Source organism: Mesorhizobium sp. M7A.F.Ca.US.010.02.1.1 (genome assembly GCF_004023085.1).
Taxonomy (GTDB): domain Bacteria; phylum Pseudomonadota; class Alphaproteobacteria; order Rhizobiales; family Rhizobiaceae; genus Mesorhizobium.
Genome location: NZ_RZRV01000015.1, coordinates 79144 through 99514, shown reverse-complemented (window position 1 = coordinate 99514; position 20371 = coordinate 79144). Strand labels below are relative to the sequence as shown.

14 protein-coding genes are annotated in these 20371 nt (G+C 64.4%); 7 read left to right on the top strand and 7 right to left on the bottom strand.

Annotation, left to right across the window (positions count from 1 at the left end):
• Window positions 1-17: 17 nt before the first annotated feature.
• A complete protein-coding gene (locus EOA19_RS17905) occupies window positions 18-476 on the bottom strand; it encodes a MerR family DNA-binding transcriptional regulator (RefSeq protein WP_128304373.1) in 459 nt (152 codons plus the stop codon).
• Window positions 477-930: 454 nt separating this feature from the next.
• Between EOA19_RS17905 and EOA19_RS17900 the strand changes: the two genes are divergently transcribed.
• The 4 genes from EOA19_RS17900 (at window position 931) to EOA19_RS17885 (ending at window position 8425) form a co-directional block, all read left to right on the top strand.
• Window positions 931-4992, top strand: coding sequence for a peptidoglycan-binding protein (locus EOA19_RS17900; protein WP_128304353.1), 4062 nt, complete (start codon window positions 931-933; stop codon window positions 4990-4992).
• 191 nt (window positions 4993-5183) lie between these two features.
• Window positions 5184-6107 (top strand): sulfite exporter TauE/SafE family protein, encoded by a 924-nt coding sequence (locus tag EOA19_RS17895; RefSeq protein ID WP_023811359.1) that lies wholly within the window; start codon window positions 5184-5186, stop codon window positions 6105-6107.
• Window positions 6107-6898, top strand: coding sequence for a TIGR02186 family protein (locus EOA19_RS17890; RefSeq protein WP_027161734.1), 792 nt, complete (start codon window positions 6107-6109; stop codon window positions 6896-6898). The genes EOA19_RS17895 and EOA19_RS17890 overlap by 1 nt, the downstream gene beginning before the upstream one ends.
• A 270-nt stretch (window positions 6899-7168) precedes the next feature.
• On the top strand, window positions 7169-8425 hold the full coding sequence (locus EOA19_RS17885; RefSeq protein ID WP_128304352.1) for an Hsp70 family protein: 1257 nt from the start codon (window positions 7169-7171) through the stop codon (window positions 8423-8425).
• 144 nt (window positions 8426-8569) lie between these two features.
• Here the strand turns inward: EOA19_RS17885 and EOA19_RS17880 are convergent, their stop codons facing one another.
• Window positions 8570-9472, bottom strand: a complete 903-nt coding sequence (locus EOA19_RS17880) for a LysR family transcriptional regulator (protein WP_128304351.1) — start codon at window positions 9470-9472, stop codon at window positions 8570-8572.
• A 278-nt stretch (window positions 9473-9750) separates the two neighbouring features.
• On the opposite strand from EOA19_RS17880, the gene EOA19_RS17875 reads away from it, so the two are divergent.
• Genes EOA19_RS17875 through EOA19_RS17865 form a run of 3 tightly spaced genes read left to right on the top strand, consistent with a single transcriptional unit; the run spans window position 9751 to window position 14351 of the window.
• Window positions 9751-12681, top strand: coding sequence for a molybdopterin oxidoreductase family protein (locus EOA19_RS17875; RefSeq protein WP_164892953.1), 2931 nt, complete (start codon window positions 9751-9753; stop codon window positions 12679-12681).
• Window positions 12678-13412, top strand: coding sequence for a 4Fe-4S dicluster domain-containing protein (locus EOA19_RS17870; RefSeq protein WP_023811364.1), 735 nt, complete (start codon window positions 12678-12680; stop codon window positions 13410-13412). Before EOA19_RS17875 ends, EOA19_RS17870 begins: the two co-directional genes overlap by 4 nt.
• Window positions 13413-13415: 3 nt before the next feature.
• Entirely contained in the window at window positions 13416-14351 is a 936-nt protein-coding gene (locus EOA19_RS17865; RefSeq protein ID WP_128304350.1) for a DmsC/YnfH family molybdoenzyme membrane anchor subunit, read from the top strand.
• Window positions 14352-14357: 6 nt separating this feature from the next.
• Here EOA19_RS17865 and pdeM read toward each other — a convergent pair whose 3' ends face one another.
• From pdeM to EOA19_RS17840, 5 genes are all read right to left on the bottom strand, one after another.
• Window positions 14358-15074, bottom strand: a complete 717-nt coding sequence (gene pdeM, locus EOA19_RS17860; protein WP_128304349.1) for a ligase-associated DNA damage response endonuclease PdeM — start codon at window positions 15072-15074, stop codon at window positions 14358-14360.
• Window positions 15071-17620, bottom strand: a complete 2550-nt coding sequence (locus tag EOA19_RS17855; protein WP_128304348.1) for a ligase-associated DNA damage response DEXH box helicase — start codon at window positions 17618-17620, stop codon at window positions 15071-15073. The genes pdeM and EOA19_RS17855 overlap by 4 nt, the downstream gene beginning before the upstream one ends.
• 67 nt (window positions 17621-17687) lie before the next feature.
• The gene (locus tag EOA19_RS17850; RefSeq protein WP_128304347.1) at window positions 17688-18548 is read right to left on the bottom strand and encodes an NlpC/P60 family protein; all 861 of its coding nucleotides are present in this window, start codon (window positions 18546-18548) and stop codon (window positions 17688-17690) included.
• A gap of 31 nt (window positions 18549-18579) precedes the next feature.
• The gene (locus tag EOA19_RS17845; protein WP_013533675.1) at window positions 18580-18930 is read right to left on the bottom strand and encodes a MarR family winged helix-turn-helix transcriptional regulator; all 351 of its coding nucleotides are present in this window, start codon (window positions 18928-18930) and stop codon (window positions 18580-18582) included.
• Between the two features lie 72 nt (window positions 18931-19002).
• Entirely contained in the window at window positions 19003-20367 is a 1365-nt protein-coding gene (locus EOA19_RS17840) for a M17 family metallopeptidase (protein ID WP_128304346.1), read from the bottom strand.
• Between the last annotated feature and the right edge of the window lie 4 nt (window positions 20368-20371).

The window sequence follows — 20371 nt, the reverse complement described above, 5'->3', positions numbered from 1 at the left end:
GACAATTGGCGGAGGACTTAGCTGGCGGCGCTCGCCTGCGGTGCCGAACGCTCGCTCAGCATCTGTCGCACCGCCGACATCGAGCCGCTCAGCTCGTTGATGGCGTCGTCGATCAGCGCCTTTTGCTTCTGCAGGCGGGCAAGCTGCTTTTCCGACTTGTCCAGCGCAAGCTTGAGCTGCTTGGTGTTTGAACCGGTCGGATCGTAGAGATCCATCATCTGCTTGACGTCGCGCAACGAGAACCCGACCTTGCGGCCAAGCAGGATCAGCTTGAGGCGGGCCTTGTCGCGGCGCGTGTAGAGACGGGTCGAACCGTCGCGCTGCGGGTTGAGCAGGCCTTTGTCTTCGTAGAAACGCAGCGTGCGCAGCGTCACTCCATATTTCTTCGCCATCTCGCCGATGCGGACGAGGTCCTCGCCGGCTTCGGCAGACATATTGGTATTGGCCGCGGTCTCGCCGGCCGAGATAAGCTTCATGGTCACTGGCTTCCCCGTCTGGTGGCGTCGCGGTCCCGGACCGTGCGTCGCCTGACTGGAAGCGGGGGCCTGCTTCCAGTCGTGGTTTCAACAAACAAATCGCAAACATGCGCTCAATGCGCCTTTTACGTTTACGTCAATTCTATACCGATTGCCGCATGATGACGCAAGGGCGTTCTGCGCGCCGCCCTTTATGCCGCACCGTCAGGCCAGCAGCCGACATCCTTTCAATTTCTTAAGTTTGGTTAACGCGTTGTTTACCACGTTGGGGGAAATGTGGGCGCGTCGGCTACCCGTGTTTATCCTGTATCGAATTTTTCACGGTTTTTCGGAGCGCGGGCGAGAGCCCGGGAAGCTCGTCTTCCGCCGCGGCATCGCCGCCGGTCGCCTTCGTTCCGATAGGGACCTGGGGGAACTGGCCGCGAGCCAGCCATTCTGAAAGACGGACGCACCGATGAACAGCAAGCGGTCCTATCTCGATACACTCAATGCCGGCAGGCAGCGCAGGCCGCAGACCACGCTCGAGCAGTTGAACCAGTCGCTGGAGACGCTGGAGCAGCGGCTGGAGCGGACGCGCGAGGATCCGATGGCACGTCCCGATCCCCGCCAACCAGATCTGCGCCAAACCGATCCCCGCCAATATGCTGCCGACGCGCGCTATCCCGCCGCCCGGCCCTCTGGCCAGCAGCGCTGGTATGAGGACCCGCAGCCCGCGCCGCGTCCGAAGAGCCCGCTGCAGGGAGCCGCCGCTTTCGAGCAGAATTACCAGGCCATTGCCCGCGATATCGATCGCGTGCGCGGCCAGGAGGATGGCGTTGCCATGGTCGGCAAGATCGCCGGCGAATTGCGCGGCATGCGCGAGGAACTGCGCCACCAGATGACCGCAGGTCTGCAGCGGGAATTCGAAGCGCTGCGCAAGGACATCGAGCGGGCTTTCCAGTCAGGCGCAAGGCCCGGTGCTTTGGCCAAGGGCAGTGCTGAACTCGGCCTTGAGTTCGAGCGGCTTTCGGGCGCCATCCAGACCCTGGCCGAGAAGAGCGACGACAGAAGCGTCAACATGCTGCGGCTCGAACTCGAACAGGTCAAAGCCGCACTCGACACGCTGGCACGCGAAGAGAGCGTGCAGAAGGTCGACCGCCGCTGGGACGATTTCGATCGCCGCTGGACGGCGTTCGAAGACCGCGTCGACGCCGACCAGCGCAAGCGCTCGGACGACCCGGGCCTGTCTGCTCTGACGGCCCGGCTGGAGCAAATCAGCAATGCCGTCAACAATTTGCCGGAATCGTTGTCGCTGCGCTCGCTGGAGGAGAAGGTGCGCACGCTTGCCGGCGCTGTCGACCATTTCGCCAGCCAGCAGGACAATCGCGGCAGCGACACACTTGGCATGATCGACGAGCGGCTGGACGAGATCTCCCGCGCCATCGTCGCATCCACGGTCGCGGCGCAAGCCAATTCATTCGACCACGAGGCTTTCGAGCGCATCGAGAGGCGGATCGACTCGCTTGCCAGCCAGATCGAGGAAGTGGCGCAGGATCGTCCAGGCAACGCGGTCATGGACCGGCTGAGCACGCTGTCCGGTCGGGTCGACGAGCTCGGCGGTCGCGCCAATCTGCCCGAGCAGGCGATGGAGCGCCTGGCCAAGCAGATCGCACTCATCGCCGACAAGATCGACCAGGCGCCCGCCATGCCTGACGCCGACTACATCTTCCATGGGCTGGAGCAGCGCTTCGACGTGCTGTCGAGCATGATGGAACGCCGCCAGGGTGACGCCATCGAACAGGGCAACATGCTGTTCCGCGATCTCGAGCGCAGACTGGACGAGGTTGCCGACAGGCTCGACCAGCGCATGCCGCAGGTCGACAGCGCCGGCATCATGGAAGCCATCGATGCCCGCTTTACGGCGCTCGCCAAGCGTATGGAAACGCGTGTGCCCGATCCCGCGGGCGAAGCCGCGATCCGCGGCCTGGAGAGCCGGCTCGAAGACATTTCAAGCCGGCTGGACGCCTCGGCCGCACAAGTCGCCGGCATCGATCCGGCGCTGATCCGCAGCCTGGAAGCACAGGTTGCCGGCCTGTCCGCTCATCTTTCCAAGCCCAGCACCCCGCTGCCGGAATTCGAGGACATCAGCCCGCGTCTCAACGAAATTGAAAAGTCGCTCGCAGGAACCCGCGATTCCATCCTTGGCGCGGCGCGCGAAGCGGCCGAGAACGCAGTGCAATCGCTGGCCGGTTCGAGCGCCAATACGACCGCGGTTTCCGGCCTCGCCCAGGATTTGAAGACGCTTGAAACGCTGACGCGGCGCTCCGACGAGCGCAATTCGAGAACGTTCGAAGCCATTCATGACACGTTGCTCAAGATCGTCGACCGGCTGGGTTCGCTCGAACCCGGCGAGCCGGTCGAGGCGATGAGCGAATTGCTGGATGCGGCACCGGCCGAGCCGAGCAACTGGCGCGGCGCACGGCGGCCCAAAATGGCCGTCGACGCGCCGTCGATGGACATCGATCAGCCCCTGCCGCTGACTGGGGACATGGCCGATCTCGATGGCCGCGCCGCCGCCATCCTGCGCAACGAGCCGGGTGCGCGTGGCGACCTGGGTACGCGTGGCGACCTGGGTACGCGTGGCGACCTGGGTATTGGTATCGGCACGCGCACGCCGGCCGAGGCTGCCGCAGCGGCGGCCATGGCCGCGCTCGGTTCGGACACGATCGCCGAGAAAGGCGAACAGGCCGGCGGCCGCAAGTCGTTGTTCGGCGGCCTGGCCCGCGCCTTCAAGGGCAAGAAAGAGGCGGACATGCCGCCACTGGCCGGCTCGGCGCCGAGTGCCCCGATCCCGAGCGTCGATCTCGACGAGCCGCTCGATCCGAAAATGGCCAACCGGCCGCTGGAGCCCGGCTCCGGCGCACCTGACCTCAATGCCATCATGAAGCGCGTGCGTGACGAGCGCGGCCAGCCGGCCAAGCCCAGCGACACCGACGCCGCGAAATCGGATTTCATCGCCGCGGCCCGGCGCGCGGCGCAGGCCGCGGCCGCCGAGGCCGATGCGCTGAAGCGCCAGTCGACGGTGACCGGACCGGTGAAGGCGCTGCGGATCGGCGACCTGCTCAAGGCACGGCGCAAGCCAATCCTGATGGGGACAACCGCGATCCTGCTGGCGCTGGGCGCTCTGCAACTGGGCAAGGCCTTCTTCGCCGATCCGGCCCAGGTGGCGAGCAACGATGTCGCGCCGATCGTCGCCTCGCAGCCGGTGCAGACCGCCTCGCTCGATGCCGCGAGCCAGCCAAAGACGGACGCGCAGCCCGCGGCAGTGGAAAGCGCGCCGGACCATGCCGTCAGACAGGCCGAGCCGTCCGCACCGGCAACCAAGGACGACATGGCCGCGCAAAGCATGATTGCCACGCCGTCAGGCGCCGAGCCGTCGATGGGTGCCGCGCCGACCGCCGAGCCGGTTCCGGCGCCCGTCGCCTTGGCCACATCGGCCGATGCGAACCCAGCGGTGTCCGAGACAACAGCCCCGGCTGCGCCGCCCTCGACCGTTCCGGTCGCCCCGGAAGCTGCCGATACCGACACCGGCATCCAGCCTATGGCGGCAGAGCCGACCATCGCCAAGGACACCACGGGCGCGGTTCCGCCGGTGGACGCTTCGCCGGCGACGACGGCAAAGTTCGACATTCCCGCTGACGCCGGCCCGCCCGCCTTGCGTGATGCCGCCGCCGGCGGCGACGCCAAGGCGCTGTTCGAAATCGGCTCGCGCTATGCCGAGTCGCGCGGCGTCAAGGAAGACATGGCGGCAGCGGCCAAGTGGTACGAGAAATCGGCGGAACTCGGCTTCGCGCCGGCCGAATACCGCATCGGAAATTTCTACGAAAAGGGCGTCGGCGTCGCGCGCGACATCAAGAAGGCGAAGACCTGGTACCAGCTTGCCGCAGCACAGGGCAACGCCAGCGGCATGCACAATCTAGCCGTCCTGTTCGCCATGGCGGCAGACGGCGTGACCGACAATGAATCGGCCGCGCACTGGTTCCAGGCGGCGGCCGATGTCGGCGTCAAGGACAGCCAGTTCAACCTCGGCATCCTCGCCGCTAAGGGCGTCGGCATGAAACAGAACCTCGAGGAATCCTACAAATGGTTCGCGCTTGTCGCCAAGACCGGCGACAAGGATGCGGCGGCCAAGCGTGACGAGATCGCCAATGCGCTGCGGCCCGAGCAGCTCGAACGCGCCCGCGCCGCGACTGAGCTGTGGAAGGCCAAGCCGTTGGATGCGGCGGCCAATTCGGCCGACATTCCTGAATCCTGGCAGGACGGCACACCGCAGACGACAGCCAGCATCGACATGAAGAAGGCCGTCCAGAACATCCAGCGCATTCTCAACAAGAACGGCTACGACGCCGGCGGCGCCGACGGCAAGATGGGCCAGAAGACGAAGACCGCGATCATGGCTTTCCAGACCGACAACAAGATGCCGGCGACCGGCGAAGTCGATGAAAAACTGGTCAAGGCGCTGCTGGCGCGCAAATAACGGCGGAGGCGTCGTTTCCACGACGCCTCTGCCACACATTCGCCTGTTAACTGATTGAGATGTTTTTTGTTTCGGCGGCGTAGCGCGGTTTGACTTCGCAGCACCTCCGGCGCAAGAACGAATTGGCTTGTCGGTCCAAGATGCCCGCAACGGTTGCATTCGCCGACGGCAGAACTGATCGAGACTGACGGGTGGGCATCTATCTCCCGATCGCGGAAATTTCCGTCAATATCTTCGTCCTGCTGGCCATGGGCGCGGCGGTGGGTTTCCTGTCGGGCATGTTCGGCGTCGGCGGCGGCTTCCTCATCACGCCGCTGTTGATCTTCTACAACATACCCCCGGCGATCGCTGTCGCCACCGGCGCCAACCAGGTCATCGCCTCCTCCGTCTCCGGCGTCCTTTCGCACATGAAGCGGGGTACGCTCGATTTCAAGCTCGGCGGGGTGTTGCTGGCCGGCGGCATTGTCGGCTCCACCGGCGGCATCTACGTCTTCGCCTTCCTGCGCCGCCTCGGCCAGCTCGACCTGTTCATCTCGCTGCTCTACGTCGTGCTGCTCGGCACCGTCGGCGGGCTGATGTTGGTCGAAAGCGTCAATGCGCTGCGCGCCACGCGCAGCGGTGCGGCGCCGGTGCTGAAGAAATCCGGCCAGCACAACTGGATCCACCGCTTGCCGCTGAAGATGCGGTTCAGGGCGTCAAAACTGTTCGTCAGCGTCATCCCCGTACTTGGCCTTGGCGCCGGTATCGGCTTCCTGTCGTCGATCATGGGCGTCGGCGGCGGCTTCATCATGGTGCCGGCACTGATCTATCTGCTGAAAGTGCCGACCAACGTCGTCATCGGCACCTCGCTGTTCCAGATCATCTTCACCTCCGCCTATACGACGCTGGTCCACGCCACCACCAACCAGACGGTCGATGTCGTGCTGGCCTTCCTGCTGATGGCGGGCGGCGTCGCCGGTGCGCAGTACGGCGCCAAGGCCGGCCAGAGGCTGCGCGGCGAGCAGCTCAGGGCGTTGCTGGCGCTGCTCGTGCTGGCGGTGGCGATACGATTGGCGATCGATCTGTTCGTCACCCCGCCCAACCTCTATTCGCTGTCTGCCGCGGGCCTCAACTGATGAGGGCTCGCAACACATTCGCAACCGCCATTGTCCTGTCGCTGCTTGCGGCCGCCGTGCCGGCGAAGGCACAGGTCCCGCTGACCGAAGGCATCCAGATCGGGCTCTCCACCGACAACGTCTCGATCACCGCCGGCTTTTCCGGGGCCGACCTGACCATCTTCGGTTCGCTGGAAAACCCGGATCCACTCGTCGCGCGCCAAGGCCGTTACGACGTCATCGTCGTGCTCGAAGGTCCGCCCAAGCCGGTGGTGGTGCGCCGCAAGGACAGGGTGCTCGGCGTCTGGGTCAATCTGGACTCCGAGACCTTCGAAAACGTGCCCGTCTCCTATTCGGTGGCGACGACGCGGCCGCTGCAGGACATCACCGAACCCAACAGCTACAAGCAGCTGTCGCTCGGCGCCTCCAACCTCTATATGCAGCCCGCCGATGCCGGCGACAGCCCGGCGACGATCGAGGAGTTCACGGCGGCACTGCGGGAGCGCAAGTCGGCGACCGGCCTCTACAGCGAGAATGTCGGCGGCGTGCAATTTTTGTCGCAGAACCTTTTCCGCGCCACCGTCAGGCTGGCACCGAATGTGCCAGTTGGAACCCATAAAGCCCGCGCGTTCCTGTTCAAGAGCGGCCTGTTCATCAAGGAAAGCTCGGCCCAGCTCGAAATCCGCAAATCCGGTTTCGAGCAGTCGATCTTCCGTGTCGCGCACAATTATTCGTTCCTCTATGGCGTCTTCGCGATATCGCTGGCCATGCTGACTGGCTGGCTTGGAAGGCTGATCTTCCGGCGGGACTAATGCATGTCGCCCAAAAGTGGCCCCGGTTTTGGGAGAACGACATGCATCGAATCAAGACCTGAAGTGCGTCGCGTGAATCCGCTCAAACGCGACGCACTTCAGAACTTTCCCGAAAAGTGGTTTCCCTTTGCCGAGGCATGCGGTAGACCGCGCTCCCCGGCCAAATGGCACACACAAACAATTCGGTTTGGCAGAGCAGCCCGTCCCCGGACAGCGCGCGATTTCTCATGGCGCCTCTTGGCTCGCCGACGACAAATACAGGAACTTGTCATGCGACCAGCCTTCGGCGGCATCGACTTCGGGACTTCGAACTCCACCGTTGGCGTGGTCCGCAACGGGCAGCCGCGGCTCGTCGTGCTTGAGGACGGCCAGGTGACGCTACCCAGTGCCGTATTCTTCAACTTCGAGGACAACCGCACCTGCTTTGGCCGCCACGCCATCGCCAACTACACCGACAGCGTCGAAGGCCGGCTGATGCGTTCTCTGAAGAGCGTGCTCGGCAGTTCGCTGGCCCATGAAAAGACCCGCATCAAATCGCGGTCGATCGGCTTCATGGAGATCGTCGGCATGTTCCTCGGCCATCTCAAGAAGAGGCTGGAAGCAGATGCCGGCGATACGGTCGAGACCGTCGTGCTTGGCCGGCCGGTGCAATTCGTCGATGACGATGCCGAGGCCGACGCGAAGGCGCAAAGCGAACTCGAGAACGCCGCGTGTGCCCAGGGCTTCAAGCACATCGCTTTCCAGTTCGAGCCGATCGCGGCGGCGCTCGACTACGAGCAGAAGGTGACGCGCGAGGAACTGGCGCTGATCATCGATATGGGCGGCGGCACGTCGGACTTCTCGATCGTGCGCGTTTCACCGCAGCGCTCCCGGTCGCTCGACCGCAAGGACGACATCCTGGCCAGCCGGGGCGTCCACATCGGCGGCACGGATTTCGATCGGCAGCTGAGCATCGCCCATGTGATGCCGCAGCTCGGCTATTTGACGCCAACCAAGGACGGCAAGCGCAATCTGCCGGCAAGCTACTTCATCGATCTGGCGACATGGCAGCGCATCAATCTGGTCTACACCGCCAGGGCGATGACGCATCTGCGCCAGATCCGCTACGAGGCCGAGCGCGCCGACCTGGTCGGCCGTTTCATCCACATCGTCGAACACCGCTATGGACACGCGCTGGCGGCACTCGTCGAGAAGGCCAAGATACAGCTGACCGACAGATCGTCCGCAGATGTCGTGGTGAAGCTGCCGGGTGCGGAGTTCGCCGCCGAAATCACGCGCAACGGGCTGGATGCCACGATCGCCAGGGATATCGAGCGTGTCACAGCAACGGTGGCGCAGACCATCCGTGACGCCCAGGTGAAGCCATCCGACATCACCGCGGTGTTCCTGACTGGCGGATCGACCGCGATCCCGCTGGCCAGACGAGAAATCCTGTCGCTGGTGCCGCAGGCGTCCGTCATCGAAGGCGACATGTTCGGCTCGGTCGGACTTGGGCTGGCGCTAGATGCCCAACGGAAGTTCGGCTGATCAGGGTCCATTGATATTCAGGTGATGCCGGCCTGCAAATGGCTGGTACCTGCGCTTCCGGTGCTCACGTACTTTAAGTACGCTCCGCTCCGGTTCTCGGCGTCAGCCATTTTCGACTCGGCCTGACCTGAATCTCAACGGACCCTATCTTGGCGCGGACCCGTTCATCTCCGTACCCAGATGTGCCTTGAGCGCCATCTGGGCCAGGCTTGCCTGGCGATCGCGATGAGTGATCATGGCGAAGTCGCGTTTCGGCAGTTCGAGCGGCACCGATCTCAGACCGCCTTCGGCCACGGCGCGGGCCACGACAAGCTCCGAAATGATGGTGGCGCCGGCTCCTGCCTCGACCGCCTGGCGGATAGCCTCATTACTCGGCAGCACCAGGAATATCTGGAGGTCGGCGAGCGAAATCCCTTCGTGGCGCGCCAGATCCTCCAGCACCTCGCGCGTACCCGAACCACCCTCGCGGATGATCCAGCGCAGGCCCTTGATGTCAGGGCGGCCGGGCGCGACTTCGGGGATCTCCGGATGCGCGCTGGCAACCACCAGCATCAGCCTGTCGACGTCGACCTTGGCGCGGCGCAATATGTCGGACTCGGTGCGGCCTTCGACCAGGCCGAGATCCGCGGCGCCATCGAGGACATTGGCCTCGACCTGCCTGGTGTTGCCGATGGAGACGCTTAGCCTGACGGCCGGATAGGCTTCGTGGAAGGAAGCCAGCCGGCGCGGCAGCCAATAGCTGGCGATGGTCTGGCTGGCGGCGATCGAGAGGCTGCCGGTGACGGTCTGTGAGACATGCTCCAGCACATTGCGCGCGGCGGCGGCCCGCTCGAGCACGGCCTTGGCCTCCGGCAGGAACCGGTGGCCGGTCTGGGCAAGCTCGATGTTGCGGCCGACGCGGTTGAACAGATGGACGCCGTGCTGTTCTTCAAGCGCCCGGATGGCGGCCGATGCGGCCGACTGCGAAATGCCCAGCAGTTCCGCCGCCTTGGTCATATGGCCGCGCTCTGCGACGGCGACGAAAATCCGCAACTGGTCCAGGGTCATGTCTGCATTAAGAACCAATATCGATCGAATTTACAAGAACAACTGATTAGACGGATCGATAGCTTTATTCTAAGTTTTTGGGTGAAGTTAGAAAAAATTCGCCGAGAGATCGCAGAGAGCAGAATGGTCGGGCGGTTCAGATCCCTGCTTGCGCATTGGACCCGCGGCATAAGACGGCGGCTGGCCGGCGATCGCTACCACCCGGAAGAGCATTACATGCGCGGCCCCGGACCGAAGACGCGGGCCAAATCCATGGGCCGTACAGGCGCCACCGGATCATGATGCAGGGACCGCCGCGCGGCGCGAATTCGGCACCATCGCAACGCCCGCTTGCCGACACGCGAGCGCCTGACGAAGGCGACGGCGTCGACACCTCGCCTGATGTTTCCGACAGCATCGCCAAGACGACCTGCTACATGTGCGCCTGCCGCTGCGGCATCGATGTGCACATCAAGGATGGCAAGGTCCGCTACATCAACGGCAACAAGGACCACCCGGTCAATCGCGGCGTGATCTGCGGCAAGGGCAGCTCCGGCATCATGCAGCACTACAGTCCGGCAAGGCTGAAGAAGCCGCTGCTGCGCACCGGCCTGCGCGGCTCTGGCGAGTTCCGCGAGATCGAATGGGAAGAGGCGTTTTCGATCGCCACCGAACGGCTCTCGGCGATCCGCCGGACCGACCCCAAGAAACTGGCCTTCTTCACCGGCCGCGATCAGTCGCAGTCGCTGACCGGCTGGTGGGCGAGCCAGTTCGGCACGCCGAACTTTGCCGCCCATGGCGGCTTCTGCTCGGTCAACATGGCGGCCGGCGGTCTCTACACGATCGGCGGTTCGTTCTGGGAATTCGGTGAGCCCGACTGGGACAACACCCGGTATTTCATGCTGTTCGGCGTCGCCGAGGATCACGATTCCAACCCGATCAAGATCGGCCTCGGCAAACTCAAGGCGCGCGGCGCCAAGGTCGTCTCGATCAACCCGTGCCGCACCGGCTACAATGCCATCGCAGACGACTGGATCGGCATTCGGCCCGGCACCGATGGGCTGTTCGTATTCGCCCTCATCCACGAATTGCTCAAGGCGGGCCGCGTCGATCTCGATTATCTGCTGCGCTACACCAATGCCCATGTTCTCGTCGTGCAGGAGTCGGGTGCCGCCGATGACGGGCTGTTCGTGCGCGACGCCGACGGAAATCCCCTGGCGTGGGACAGGGTTGCGAAGACGCCTGTCGGCGCCACTGATGCCAGTGCGAAGCCGGCACTGACGGGCAGCTTCACGATCGGCGGGCGCCACTGCGTCCCGGTGTTTCAGCTCATCGCCGACCGCTACCTCGATGAGAGCTATGCGCCGGACGCGGTCGCCGAGCGTTGCGGCATTGCCGCCGATACGATCCGCAGGATCGCCGCCGAACTTGCGCATGTCGCCTTCGAACAGACGATCGAACTGCCGATCGCCTGGACCGACTGGGCCGGGCGCCGGCACGAGACCATCAAAGGGCGGCCTGTCTCGATGCACGCCATGCGCGGCATCTCGGCCCATTCGAACGGCTTTCACACCTGCCGCGCCATCCATCTCCTCCAAGTGTTGCTGGGCACGGTGGATGTTCCCGGCGGTTTCCGTTTCAAGCCGCCCTACCCCCGCTCCGCTCCGCCAGGACCGAAGCCGGCCGGCAAAACCGTCAAGCCGATGACGCCGCTTGACGGCATGCCACTCGGTTTCGTCTGCGGGCCGGACGATTTGCTTGTCGATGAGGCCGGCACACCGCTTCGTATCGACAAGGCTTATTCCTGGGACGCGCCGCTGGCCGCGCACGGCCTGATGCACACCGTCATCCGCAATGCCTGGGCCGGCGACCCGTACCCGATCGATACGCTGATGATGTATATGTCGAACATGGCGTGGAATTCCTCGATGAACACCGTTGAGACCATTGCCATGCTGACCGACAGCGACGAAGCGGGCAACTACAAGATTCCCTTCATCATCTATTCCGATGCCTATTATTCCGAGACCGTGCCGTTCGCCGACCTGGTGCTGCCGGATACCACCTATCTCGAGCGGCATGATTGCATCAGCCTGCTCGACCGGCCCATCAGCCATGCCGACGGACCGGGCGACGCCATCCGCTATCCCGTCGTCGAGCCGGACCGCGACGTCAGGCCGTTCCAGTCGGTGCTGATCGAACTCGGCGCCCGGCTCGGCATGCCCGGTTTCGTCGATGAGGACGGCACGGCCAAATACCGCGACTACGCCGACTACATCGTCAATCATGAGCGCACGCCCGGCATCGGCCCGCTCGCCGGCTGGCGCGGCAAGGATGGGACCTCGACCGGCAGGGGCGAGGCCAACCCGGATCAGTTGCAGCGCTACATCGACAATGGCGGCTTCTGGCATCACGATTTCGCCGACGACCAGCGCTACTATAAGATGGCCAACCGCTCCTATCTCGACTTCGCGGTGCAGATGGGCTTCATCCCCAAGGCGGAGCCAATCGTCTTCCAGCTCTATTGCGAGCCGATGCAGCGCTTCCGCCTCGCCGCGCGTGGGTATGGCCCCGTATTGCCGCCAAAGGGCGATCGCCAGCGCATCGAGACCTACATGGACCCGCTGCCCTTCTGGTACATGCCCTTCGAGGAAGCGGTCGTCGACCTCGAAAAATATCCGCTGCATGCGCTGACGCAGAGGCCCATGCACATGTACCATTCCTGGGGATCGCAGAATGCGTGGCTGCGGCAGATCACCAGCCAGAACCGGCTGTTCGTGCATCACCGGACGGCAGCCGGCCTTGGCCTTGTCGATGACGACTGGGTGTGGATCGAAAGCATCAACGGCAGGGTGAAGGGGCAGATCAAGCTGATCGACGGGGTCAACGAAAGCACGGTCTGGACCTGGAACGCCATCGGCAAGCGGCGCGGCAGCTGGGGGCTGAAGGACGACGCGGCCGAGAGCAACCGTGGCTTCCTGCTCAACCATATCATCGGCGACCAGACCTCGGCCGATGCACAGGGCAAACGCTATTCGAATTCCGATCCGGTCACAGGCCAGGCCGCATGGTTCGACCTGCGCGTGCGCATCGTCAAATGCGCTGTCGAGGAAGCCGGCTTCACCGAGCCGCAATTCGAGCGTTTCCGGCAGCCGCCGCATTTCGAACCCTCACCCGACATCCTTCGCTTCGGTGCCGAATTCCGCAGGGCAAGAGAGGCGACCGAATGACCTGTCTGCCAAGCCAAAGCGGCAAGAAGCTCGGCCTCGTCATCGATCTCGACACCTGCGTCGGCTGCCAGGCCTGCGTCACCGCCTGCAAGGAATGGAACACCGGCGGCCACATGGCACCGCTGACCGACATCGACCCCTATGGCGGCCATGTCGACGGCGTCTGGTTCAACCGCGTGCACGCTTACGAGCACACGACCGAGATGGGCGGGCGCACCGTCAATTTTCCGCGTTCCTGCCTGCATTGCGAGACACCGGCCTGCGTCACCGTCTGCCCGACCGGCGCCTCCTACAAGCGGGCCTCGGACGGCATCGTGCTGATCGACGAGGACAAGTGCATCGGCTGCAAATTGTGCAGCTGGGCCTGTCCCTATGGCGCGCGAGAATTCGATACGGACGTCGGGGTGATGAAGAAGTGCACGCTGTGCGTCGACCGCATCTACAATGACAATCTGGCCGAAGAGGACCGCGTACCGGCCTGCGTCGCCGCCTGCCCGACCAGCGCCCGGCATTTCGGCGATCTCGGCGATCCCCTATCGGCGGTTTCGCAACTGGTGGCGGAGCGTGGCGGCGTCGACCTGATGCCTGAGCTCGGCTATCGCCCGACCAACAAATACCTGCCGCCGCGCGCCCACACCACGCGCGCCGCATCGGTGGCAGCACCCGCACTCGAACCGGTGCGGGCCGAAGGCGGTTTCCTCGGCTGGGTCGACCGCATGCTTTCGAACTGACCCATGCATCCAGCCTTCTCCGTCGTCTTCTTCACCACCGCCACCGGGGCGGGCTACGGCCTGCTCGCGCTGCTGGGCGTGCTCGGAGGATTCCAGATCATCCCACCCGATTTCTGGCTGGGCTTCATCGGCATGGGGCTGGCGCTCGGCCTGATCGTAGCCGGACTGTTGTCCTCGACTGGCCACCTCGGCAGACCCGAACGCGCCTGGCGGGCGTTCTCGCAATGGCGCAGTTCATGGCTGTCGCGCGAAGGCGTCGCCTCGGTCATCACCTTCATTCCGGCGGGACTGTTTGGCATCGGTTGGGTATTTTTTGGCCGCACCAGTGGCTGGGTGGCCATTGCCGGATTGCTGGCGGCCTGCGGCGCGATCGTCACCGTCTGCACCACAGGCATGATCTATGCGTCGCTGAAGCCGATCGCCCAGTGGCACAGCCGCTACACTCTACCGGCCTACCTCATCTTCTCGGCGATGACCGGCAGCGTGCTGCTGAACGCGCTGCTGCAGGGATTTGCTCTCGGCTCGAAGATGCTTCTGGCGGCTTGCTTGCTGCTCACCTTGCTCGGCTGGGGCTGGAAGCTCGCGACCTGGCGCTACAACGACCGATTGGAGATCGCGACCACCGCCAACACCGCGACCGGGTTGGCCGGAGGCACGGTGCGGTCGCTGGAATGGCCGCATACCGAGGAAAACTACCTGCTCAAGGAAATGGGTTTCCGCATCGCGCGCAAGCACAGCGCGCGGCTGCGCCACATCACGCAGCTTCTGGCCTTCGTGTTGCCCTTGGGGCTGCTCGCCATTGTGTTCGCCCTGCCATGGCCGCTGGCAGCGTTGCTGACGGTACTTGCTGCTGCAATCCAGTTCGCCGGCATGCTGGTCGAACGTTGGCTGTTCTTCGCCGAGGCGAAGCACACGGTTACGCTCTACTATGGCAGGTAAGGTTGTTTAGCCCGGCCGCAGCATCGAGCCGGAAATGGCAAAGATGCGTTGGGCGCCCAGCATATAAGCCATCAGCGTGTCCAGCCGGAACAGCCCGGCATAGGCGCGGTCGAGCACGTTGAGCGAGCCGGTATAGGCGCCGAAGGCCGGCATGATCATGCGGCCGCCGTCGCCGGCAAAGCAGCGGCGCCGCACCGAGCGGCCCTGCTGGACTATACGGGCGCAGGGGTGCAGATGGCCCGCTATTTCGCCTTCGACACGCTGCTTCGACGGCTCATGCCGGAACAGCAGCGAGCCTGTAGCAAGTTCACGCACCGTTTCGCCGGGCAGATCGGCTGGCGCTTCCGGGTCGTGATTGCCGGTGACCCAGAACCATTGCCGGCCGGCCATCAGTGCTTCCAGCCGCTCGCGGAAACTTGCGTGCATACGTTGGGCGCCGCCGCCATCGTGAAAGCTGTCGCCCAGGCTGATGACGATCGACGGCTGGTAGTCCGATATCACGGCCTGAAGCCGCAGCAAGGTCGCACCGGTGTCGTAGGGCGGAATCAGCGTGCCGCGGCGTGCCAGCGACGAACCCTTTTCCAGATGCAGATCGGACACGGCCAGAAGCCGCAGATCCGGAAAATAGAGCACGCCGCGCGGGTCGCAGACAGCGCGCTCGCCGGCGATGCCGACGAGATCGGCCTCGGCGATCAGCGATGTGCGCGCCAGCGAAAAATTCATTCCTCAGCCATTCCCGGCCCCATGGCCTCCTCGACCAATGTCGCCGCATCCATCAAAAGCGTTTCATCGGCTTCGCCATGGACCGGCATCTTGCCGATCTCGAGCATGATCGGCACAGCGAGCGGCGATATCTGTTCGAGTGCCTTATGCACGATTCGACCCTGGATGCGCGAGAGCATGTCGGCAAGTCTGCTGACATCGAGCAGGCCGGTCGCTGCGTCGGCGCGTGTTGCCTGCAGCAGAATGTGGTCCGGTTCATGGCTGCGCAGCACATCGTAGATCAGGTCGGTCGAGACCGTGACCTGGCGGCCGCTCTTTTCCTGGCCGGGGTGGCGTTTCTCGATCAATCCCGAAATCAGCGCGCAATTGCGGAAAGTGCGCTTGAGAAGCCAGCTGTCGGCCAGCCAGGCTTCGAGGTCGTCTCCAAGCATGTCCTGGTCGAAAAGCGCGCCAAGCGAAGGCTTCCTGGCTTTGAACATCGCGCCCATGTCGCCCAGTGACCATATCGCCAAGGCATAATCGGTGGCGACGAAGCCGAGCGGCCTGGCTCCTGCTCTGTCAAGGCGGCGGGTGAGCAGCATGCCGAGCGTCTGGTGCGCCAGCCTGCCCTCGAACGGGTAAGCCACCAGATAGTGGCGGTTGCCGCGCGGAAAGGTCTCGATCAGCAGGTCATCGCGTTTGGGCAGCACCGATTTGTCGGCCTGGAATCGCAGCCAGTCGGCGACCTGCTCGGGCAGCTTCTTCCATCGCTGCGGGTCGTCCAGCATGATGCGGACCTGTTCGGCGAGATAGGTCGAAAGCGGGAACTTGCCGCCGCCATAGTAAGGCACCTTGGCATCGCTGCCGGGCGCGTTCGACACGAAGCATTCATTCTCGCGGATGCCTTCGAAGCGCAGCACCTTGCCGGCGAACATGAAGGTGTCGCCATGCGTCAACGTTTCGAGGAAGGCCTCCTCGATCTTGCCGAGAACCCGGCCGCCGCGCGAAGCCGCACCTTTGCCGCCGGCCTTGATATAGCGCACATTCAGCGCCGGAACCTCGATGATGGTGCCGACATTCAGCCTGTATTGCTGGGCGACGCGCGGATTGGACACCCGCCAGAATCCATCCTTGTTCAGGCGTATGCGGGCGTAGCGCTCGTAATTCTTGAGCGCATAGCCGCCGGTGGCGACAAAATCGATGACGCGGTCGAAAGTCGGCCGGTCGAGGCTGACATAGGGTGCTGCCGTTCGCACTTCCTCGAACAGATCATCGGCACGGAACGGCGCGCCGCAGGCGCAGCCGAGTACATGTTGCGCCAGCACGTCGAGACCGCCATCGATCAAGGGAGGCGTGTCCTGCGCGCCGAGATAGTTGGCGTCGAGGGCGGCCCGGCATTCCAGCACCTCAAAGCGGTTGGCCGGGATGAGGATCGCCTTGGACGGCTCGTCCATGCGGTGGTTGGCGCGGCCGATGCGTTGCGCCAGCCGGCTCGCCCCCTTCGGCGCACCGACATGCACAACCAGATCGACATCGCCCCAGTCGATGCCGAGGTCGAGCGTCGAGGTGGCGACGATGGCGCGCAGTGCGTTTTCCCCCATCGCCTTTTCGACGCGCCGACGCTGGGCGACGTCGAGCGAACCGTGATGCAGCGCGATCGGCAACGTATCCTCGTTGACCCGCCACAATTCCTGGAACAGCAGCTCCGCCTGGCTGCGCGTGTTGACGAACAACAGGGTCGTCTTGTGGCGCTTGATCTCGCGATAGATTTCCGGCGTGGCGTAGCGCGCCGAATGTCCCGCCCATGGCACCCGCTCTTCGGAATCGAGGATGGAAATCTCCGGTTTCGCGCCCCCGGTGACGACGATCAGTTCCGCCATGTCATGGCCTGTCGAACCCTTGGGCGGATTCTGGCTGACCAGCCAGCGCCGCAACTCGTCCGGCTCGGCCACCGTCGCCGACAGCCCGATGGTTTGCAGACCAGGGACAAAGCTGCGCAACCGCGCCAGACCGAGCGCCAGCAGATGTCCGCGTTTCGACGTCACCAGCGAGTGCAGTTCGTCGAGCACGACGTAGCGCAGATCTTCGAAGAAACGTTTTGCATCGCCTGCCGCTATCAGCAGCGCCAGTTGCTCGGGCGTGGTCAGCAGGATGTCGGGCGGCACCAGCTTCTGGCGCTGGCGCTTGTGCGCCGGCGTGTCGCCGGTGCGCGTTTCGATGGTGACGGGCAGGCCGATCTCTTCCACCGGCTTGCCGAGATTGCGCTCAATATCGACGGCAAGCGCCTTCAGCGGTGAGATGTAGAGCGTGTGGATACCGCGACGCGCCTGGCCCGGCTTTCTCTTGGGCCGGTTGGCCAGTTCGGTCAGCGAAGGCAGGAACCCGGCCAGCGTCTTGCCGGCACCGGTCGGCGCAATCAGCAGGACTGATTGCCCGGCCTGGGCTTTCGCCAGAAGTTCGATCTGATGGGCGCGCGGCGACCAGCCTTTCTCGCCAAACCATCTGATGAATGGTTCGGGCAGGGCCACGGCGGCATTCTGTTCGGCAAGGCGCGGCTGCTCTGTCACCTGCCAGAGGTAGCGCGACGGCAGTCAATCGCCAAGAAGAATCGGAACAAAAGGGGATCGTTCTTCCCTAAGGCCGCCGAAACCCTGTCGGGCTGCCATAGAGATAGCCGATGCGCGCGACGGCGTCTTTCAATCCCTCGTGCGACACCAGCATGGTGTGGCCATTGGCGTGGATCATCGTGTCGGCATCTTTCATGACGGCGACATGGCCCTTCCAGAACACCAGATCGCCGCGTCGCAAGCCTGAGAAATCAGGTCCCGGTTCGAGCGGCTCGCCAAGTGTCGCCGCCTGCATGTCCGAATCGCGCAGCACGTCGCTGCCGGCCATGCGCATCGCCAGTTGCACTAGGCCCGAACAGTCGATGCCGAACCCGGAAGTGCCACCCCAGAGATAGGGCGTGCCGAGAAACGCCTCGGCAACCGCGACATAGTCGGAGGCAGCTTCACTGAGCGGCCGCAGGTGACCTGCGATCAGCGCCTCGCCGGAAGGCAGGACCGCATAATGCGTACCGCGCGTCTCGGCGGCCTCCGTCACTGCCACCGTCGATCCTATCGACAATTGTCCGGCGATCGGAAAGCGCAGATCCGGCCCGGGGTAAAGGAAGGTGCGCGGCACGCAGACGATGTGAGTGGCCGCGTGATCCCGGCCCCCGAGCATCGTGTCGGCGACATAGCCGACATAGCCGTCGCGTTCGGCCTGGACCCAGGCCCAGCCTTCAGCGACATCGAAGACCAGGACATCATCGCCGAACAGCGCCTGCGTGTTGATGCCGGCATCCGGCCGCGGCGCCTTGCGCATATCGGCCACTGACGCGATGACCCGCGCCGGCCGGCCGGCGACGAAGCGGTCGGCGGCGACCTCGCCCTTCAGCCTTGCATCGGCGAGGTCGGAACGAAAAGCGTGAAGGCGGGCATCCCTGGCAGTCAAATCGAGCACCTATGCTGAAAAGGTAATCCGCTCACATCGGCAGTTCGAGCGCCTTGGCGATGATACCATCGCCGAAGCGCTCGACAAAGAGCGCGCCCTCGACCGTGCGCCTGATCAGAACATTGCGCTTGTCGAGTTCGTCGCGATGGCGCGAGACGAGTTTCAAAGCGCCCATCGTGTCGAGCGCGCGGGTGATCACGGGCTTGGTGACATTGAGGCGCGCGGCGAGCCCGCGCACGGTGTGCGGCGGCGGGTCGAGATAGATGGTGAACAGGATTGCCGTCTGGCGCATGGTCAGATCGGGCGCGTCGTCGCGCACCTGCGACAGCATCACCTGCTGCCACAGTCGCAAGGCCTGGCTCGGGCGCATCGCAATCGACATCGCGCCAGCATGACGGCAAATTGTTTCGGTTCCGTTTCAGTCAAAGCGATTGCCGTCTCTCGCCTGCAACCGTCAGCCGTAGCGTTTCGCGATGATCCGCTCCAGCGCGCGGATGCCTTGTGCCTCACCGCCGGCGGGGCCATGCGGACGGTCAGCCGGGTTCCAGGCGAAGATGTCGAAATGCGCCCAGCCCGCGGTTTTTTCGACGAAGCGCTTGAGGAACAGCGCCGCGGTGATCGAGCCGGCGAAACCATCCGGGGTGACATTGTTGATGTCGGCGATCTTCGACGACAGTTTTGCATCGTAGGGCTGCCACAGCGGCATGCGCCACAGCGGATCCTCGACCGCGACGGAAGCCGCCGCAAGATCGGATGCCAGCATTTCGTCGCCGGTGTAGAACGGCGGCAGATCGGGGCCGAGCGCGACACGGGCAGCCCCGGTCAGCGTCGCCATGTCGACCAGAAGCTGCGGCTCCTCCTCGTCGGCCAGCGCCAGCGCATCGGCCAGCACCAGCCGTCCCTCGGCATCCGTGTTGCCGATCTCGACAGTGATGCCCTTGCGGCTCACCAGCACGTCGCCAGGCCGGAAGGCGTTGCCGGCAATCGAATTTTCGACCGCGGGAATGAGCACGCGCAGCCGCACATTCAGCCCGGCAGCCATGATCATCGAGGCAAGGCCAAGGACATTGGCGGCACCGCCCATGTCCTTTTTCATCAGCAGCATGCCGGACGATGGCTTGATGTCGAGACCGCCCGTGTCGAAGCAGACGCCCTTGCCGACCAGCGTTACCTTCGGCGCCCCTTGCTGCCCCCACTGCATATCGATAAGGCGCGGCGCGCCGGCCGACGCACGGCCGACAGCATGGATCATCGGGAAATTCCGGTCGAGGAGATCGTCACCCTTGACCACCGAGACTTCGGCCTTGTGCCTGGCAGCCAGGGTCCGCACCGCCTCCTCCAAATCTTCCGGGCCCATATCGCTGGTCGGCGTGTTGACCAGATCGCGTGTCAGGAAGACGCCATCGGCAATGCGGCGAACGCGCCCGGCATCGACGCCTGCCGGCAGGCCGAAGCGCAGCGCCCTGCCTGACTTCTTGCCGTAACGGGTGAAGACATAGCCGCCGAGCAGCAGCGCGATCGCCGCGAGATCCGGCTCGGCCGGCGTCGAGGCGAAATGCCAGTCGCCTTCCGGCAAGGCTTTCGACAGTGCGCCGAGGGCGAGCGCGCCTTCGCCATCGCCGACGCCGAACAAGGCGCCGCCGAGCGCCCCGTTTTCGCCGGGCACGACCAGCGTCCTGCCTGCCTCGCCGGAAAAGCCGTTGGCCCTGGCCCAGGCGACAGCGGCCGGCGCAAGGCCGGCCGCGTCCAGACCGTCCCTGGCGATCAGATGGACCGGCAGCGCGCCCGGCAATGTCTTCCCGACGAGTTCGACAGGCATGCGA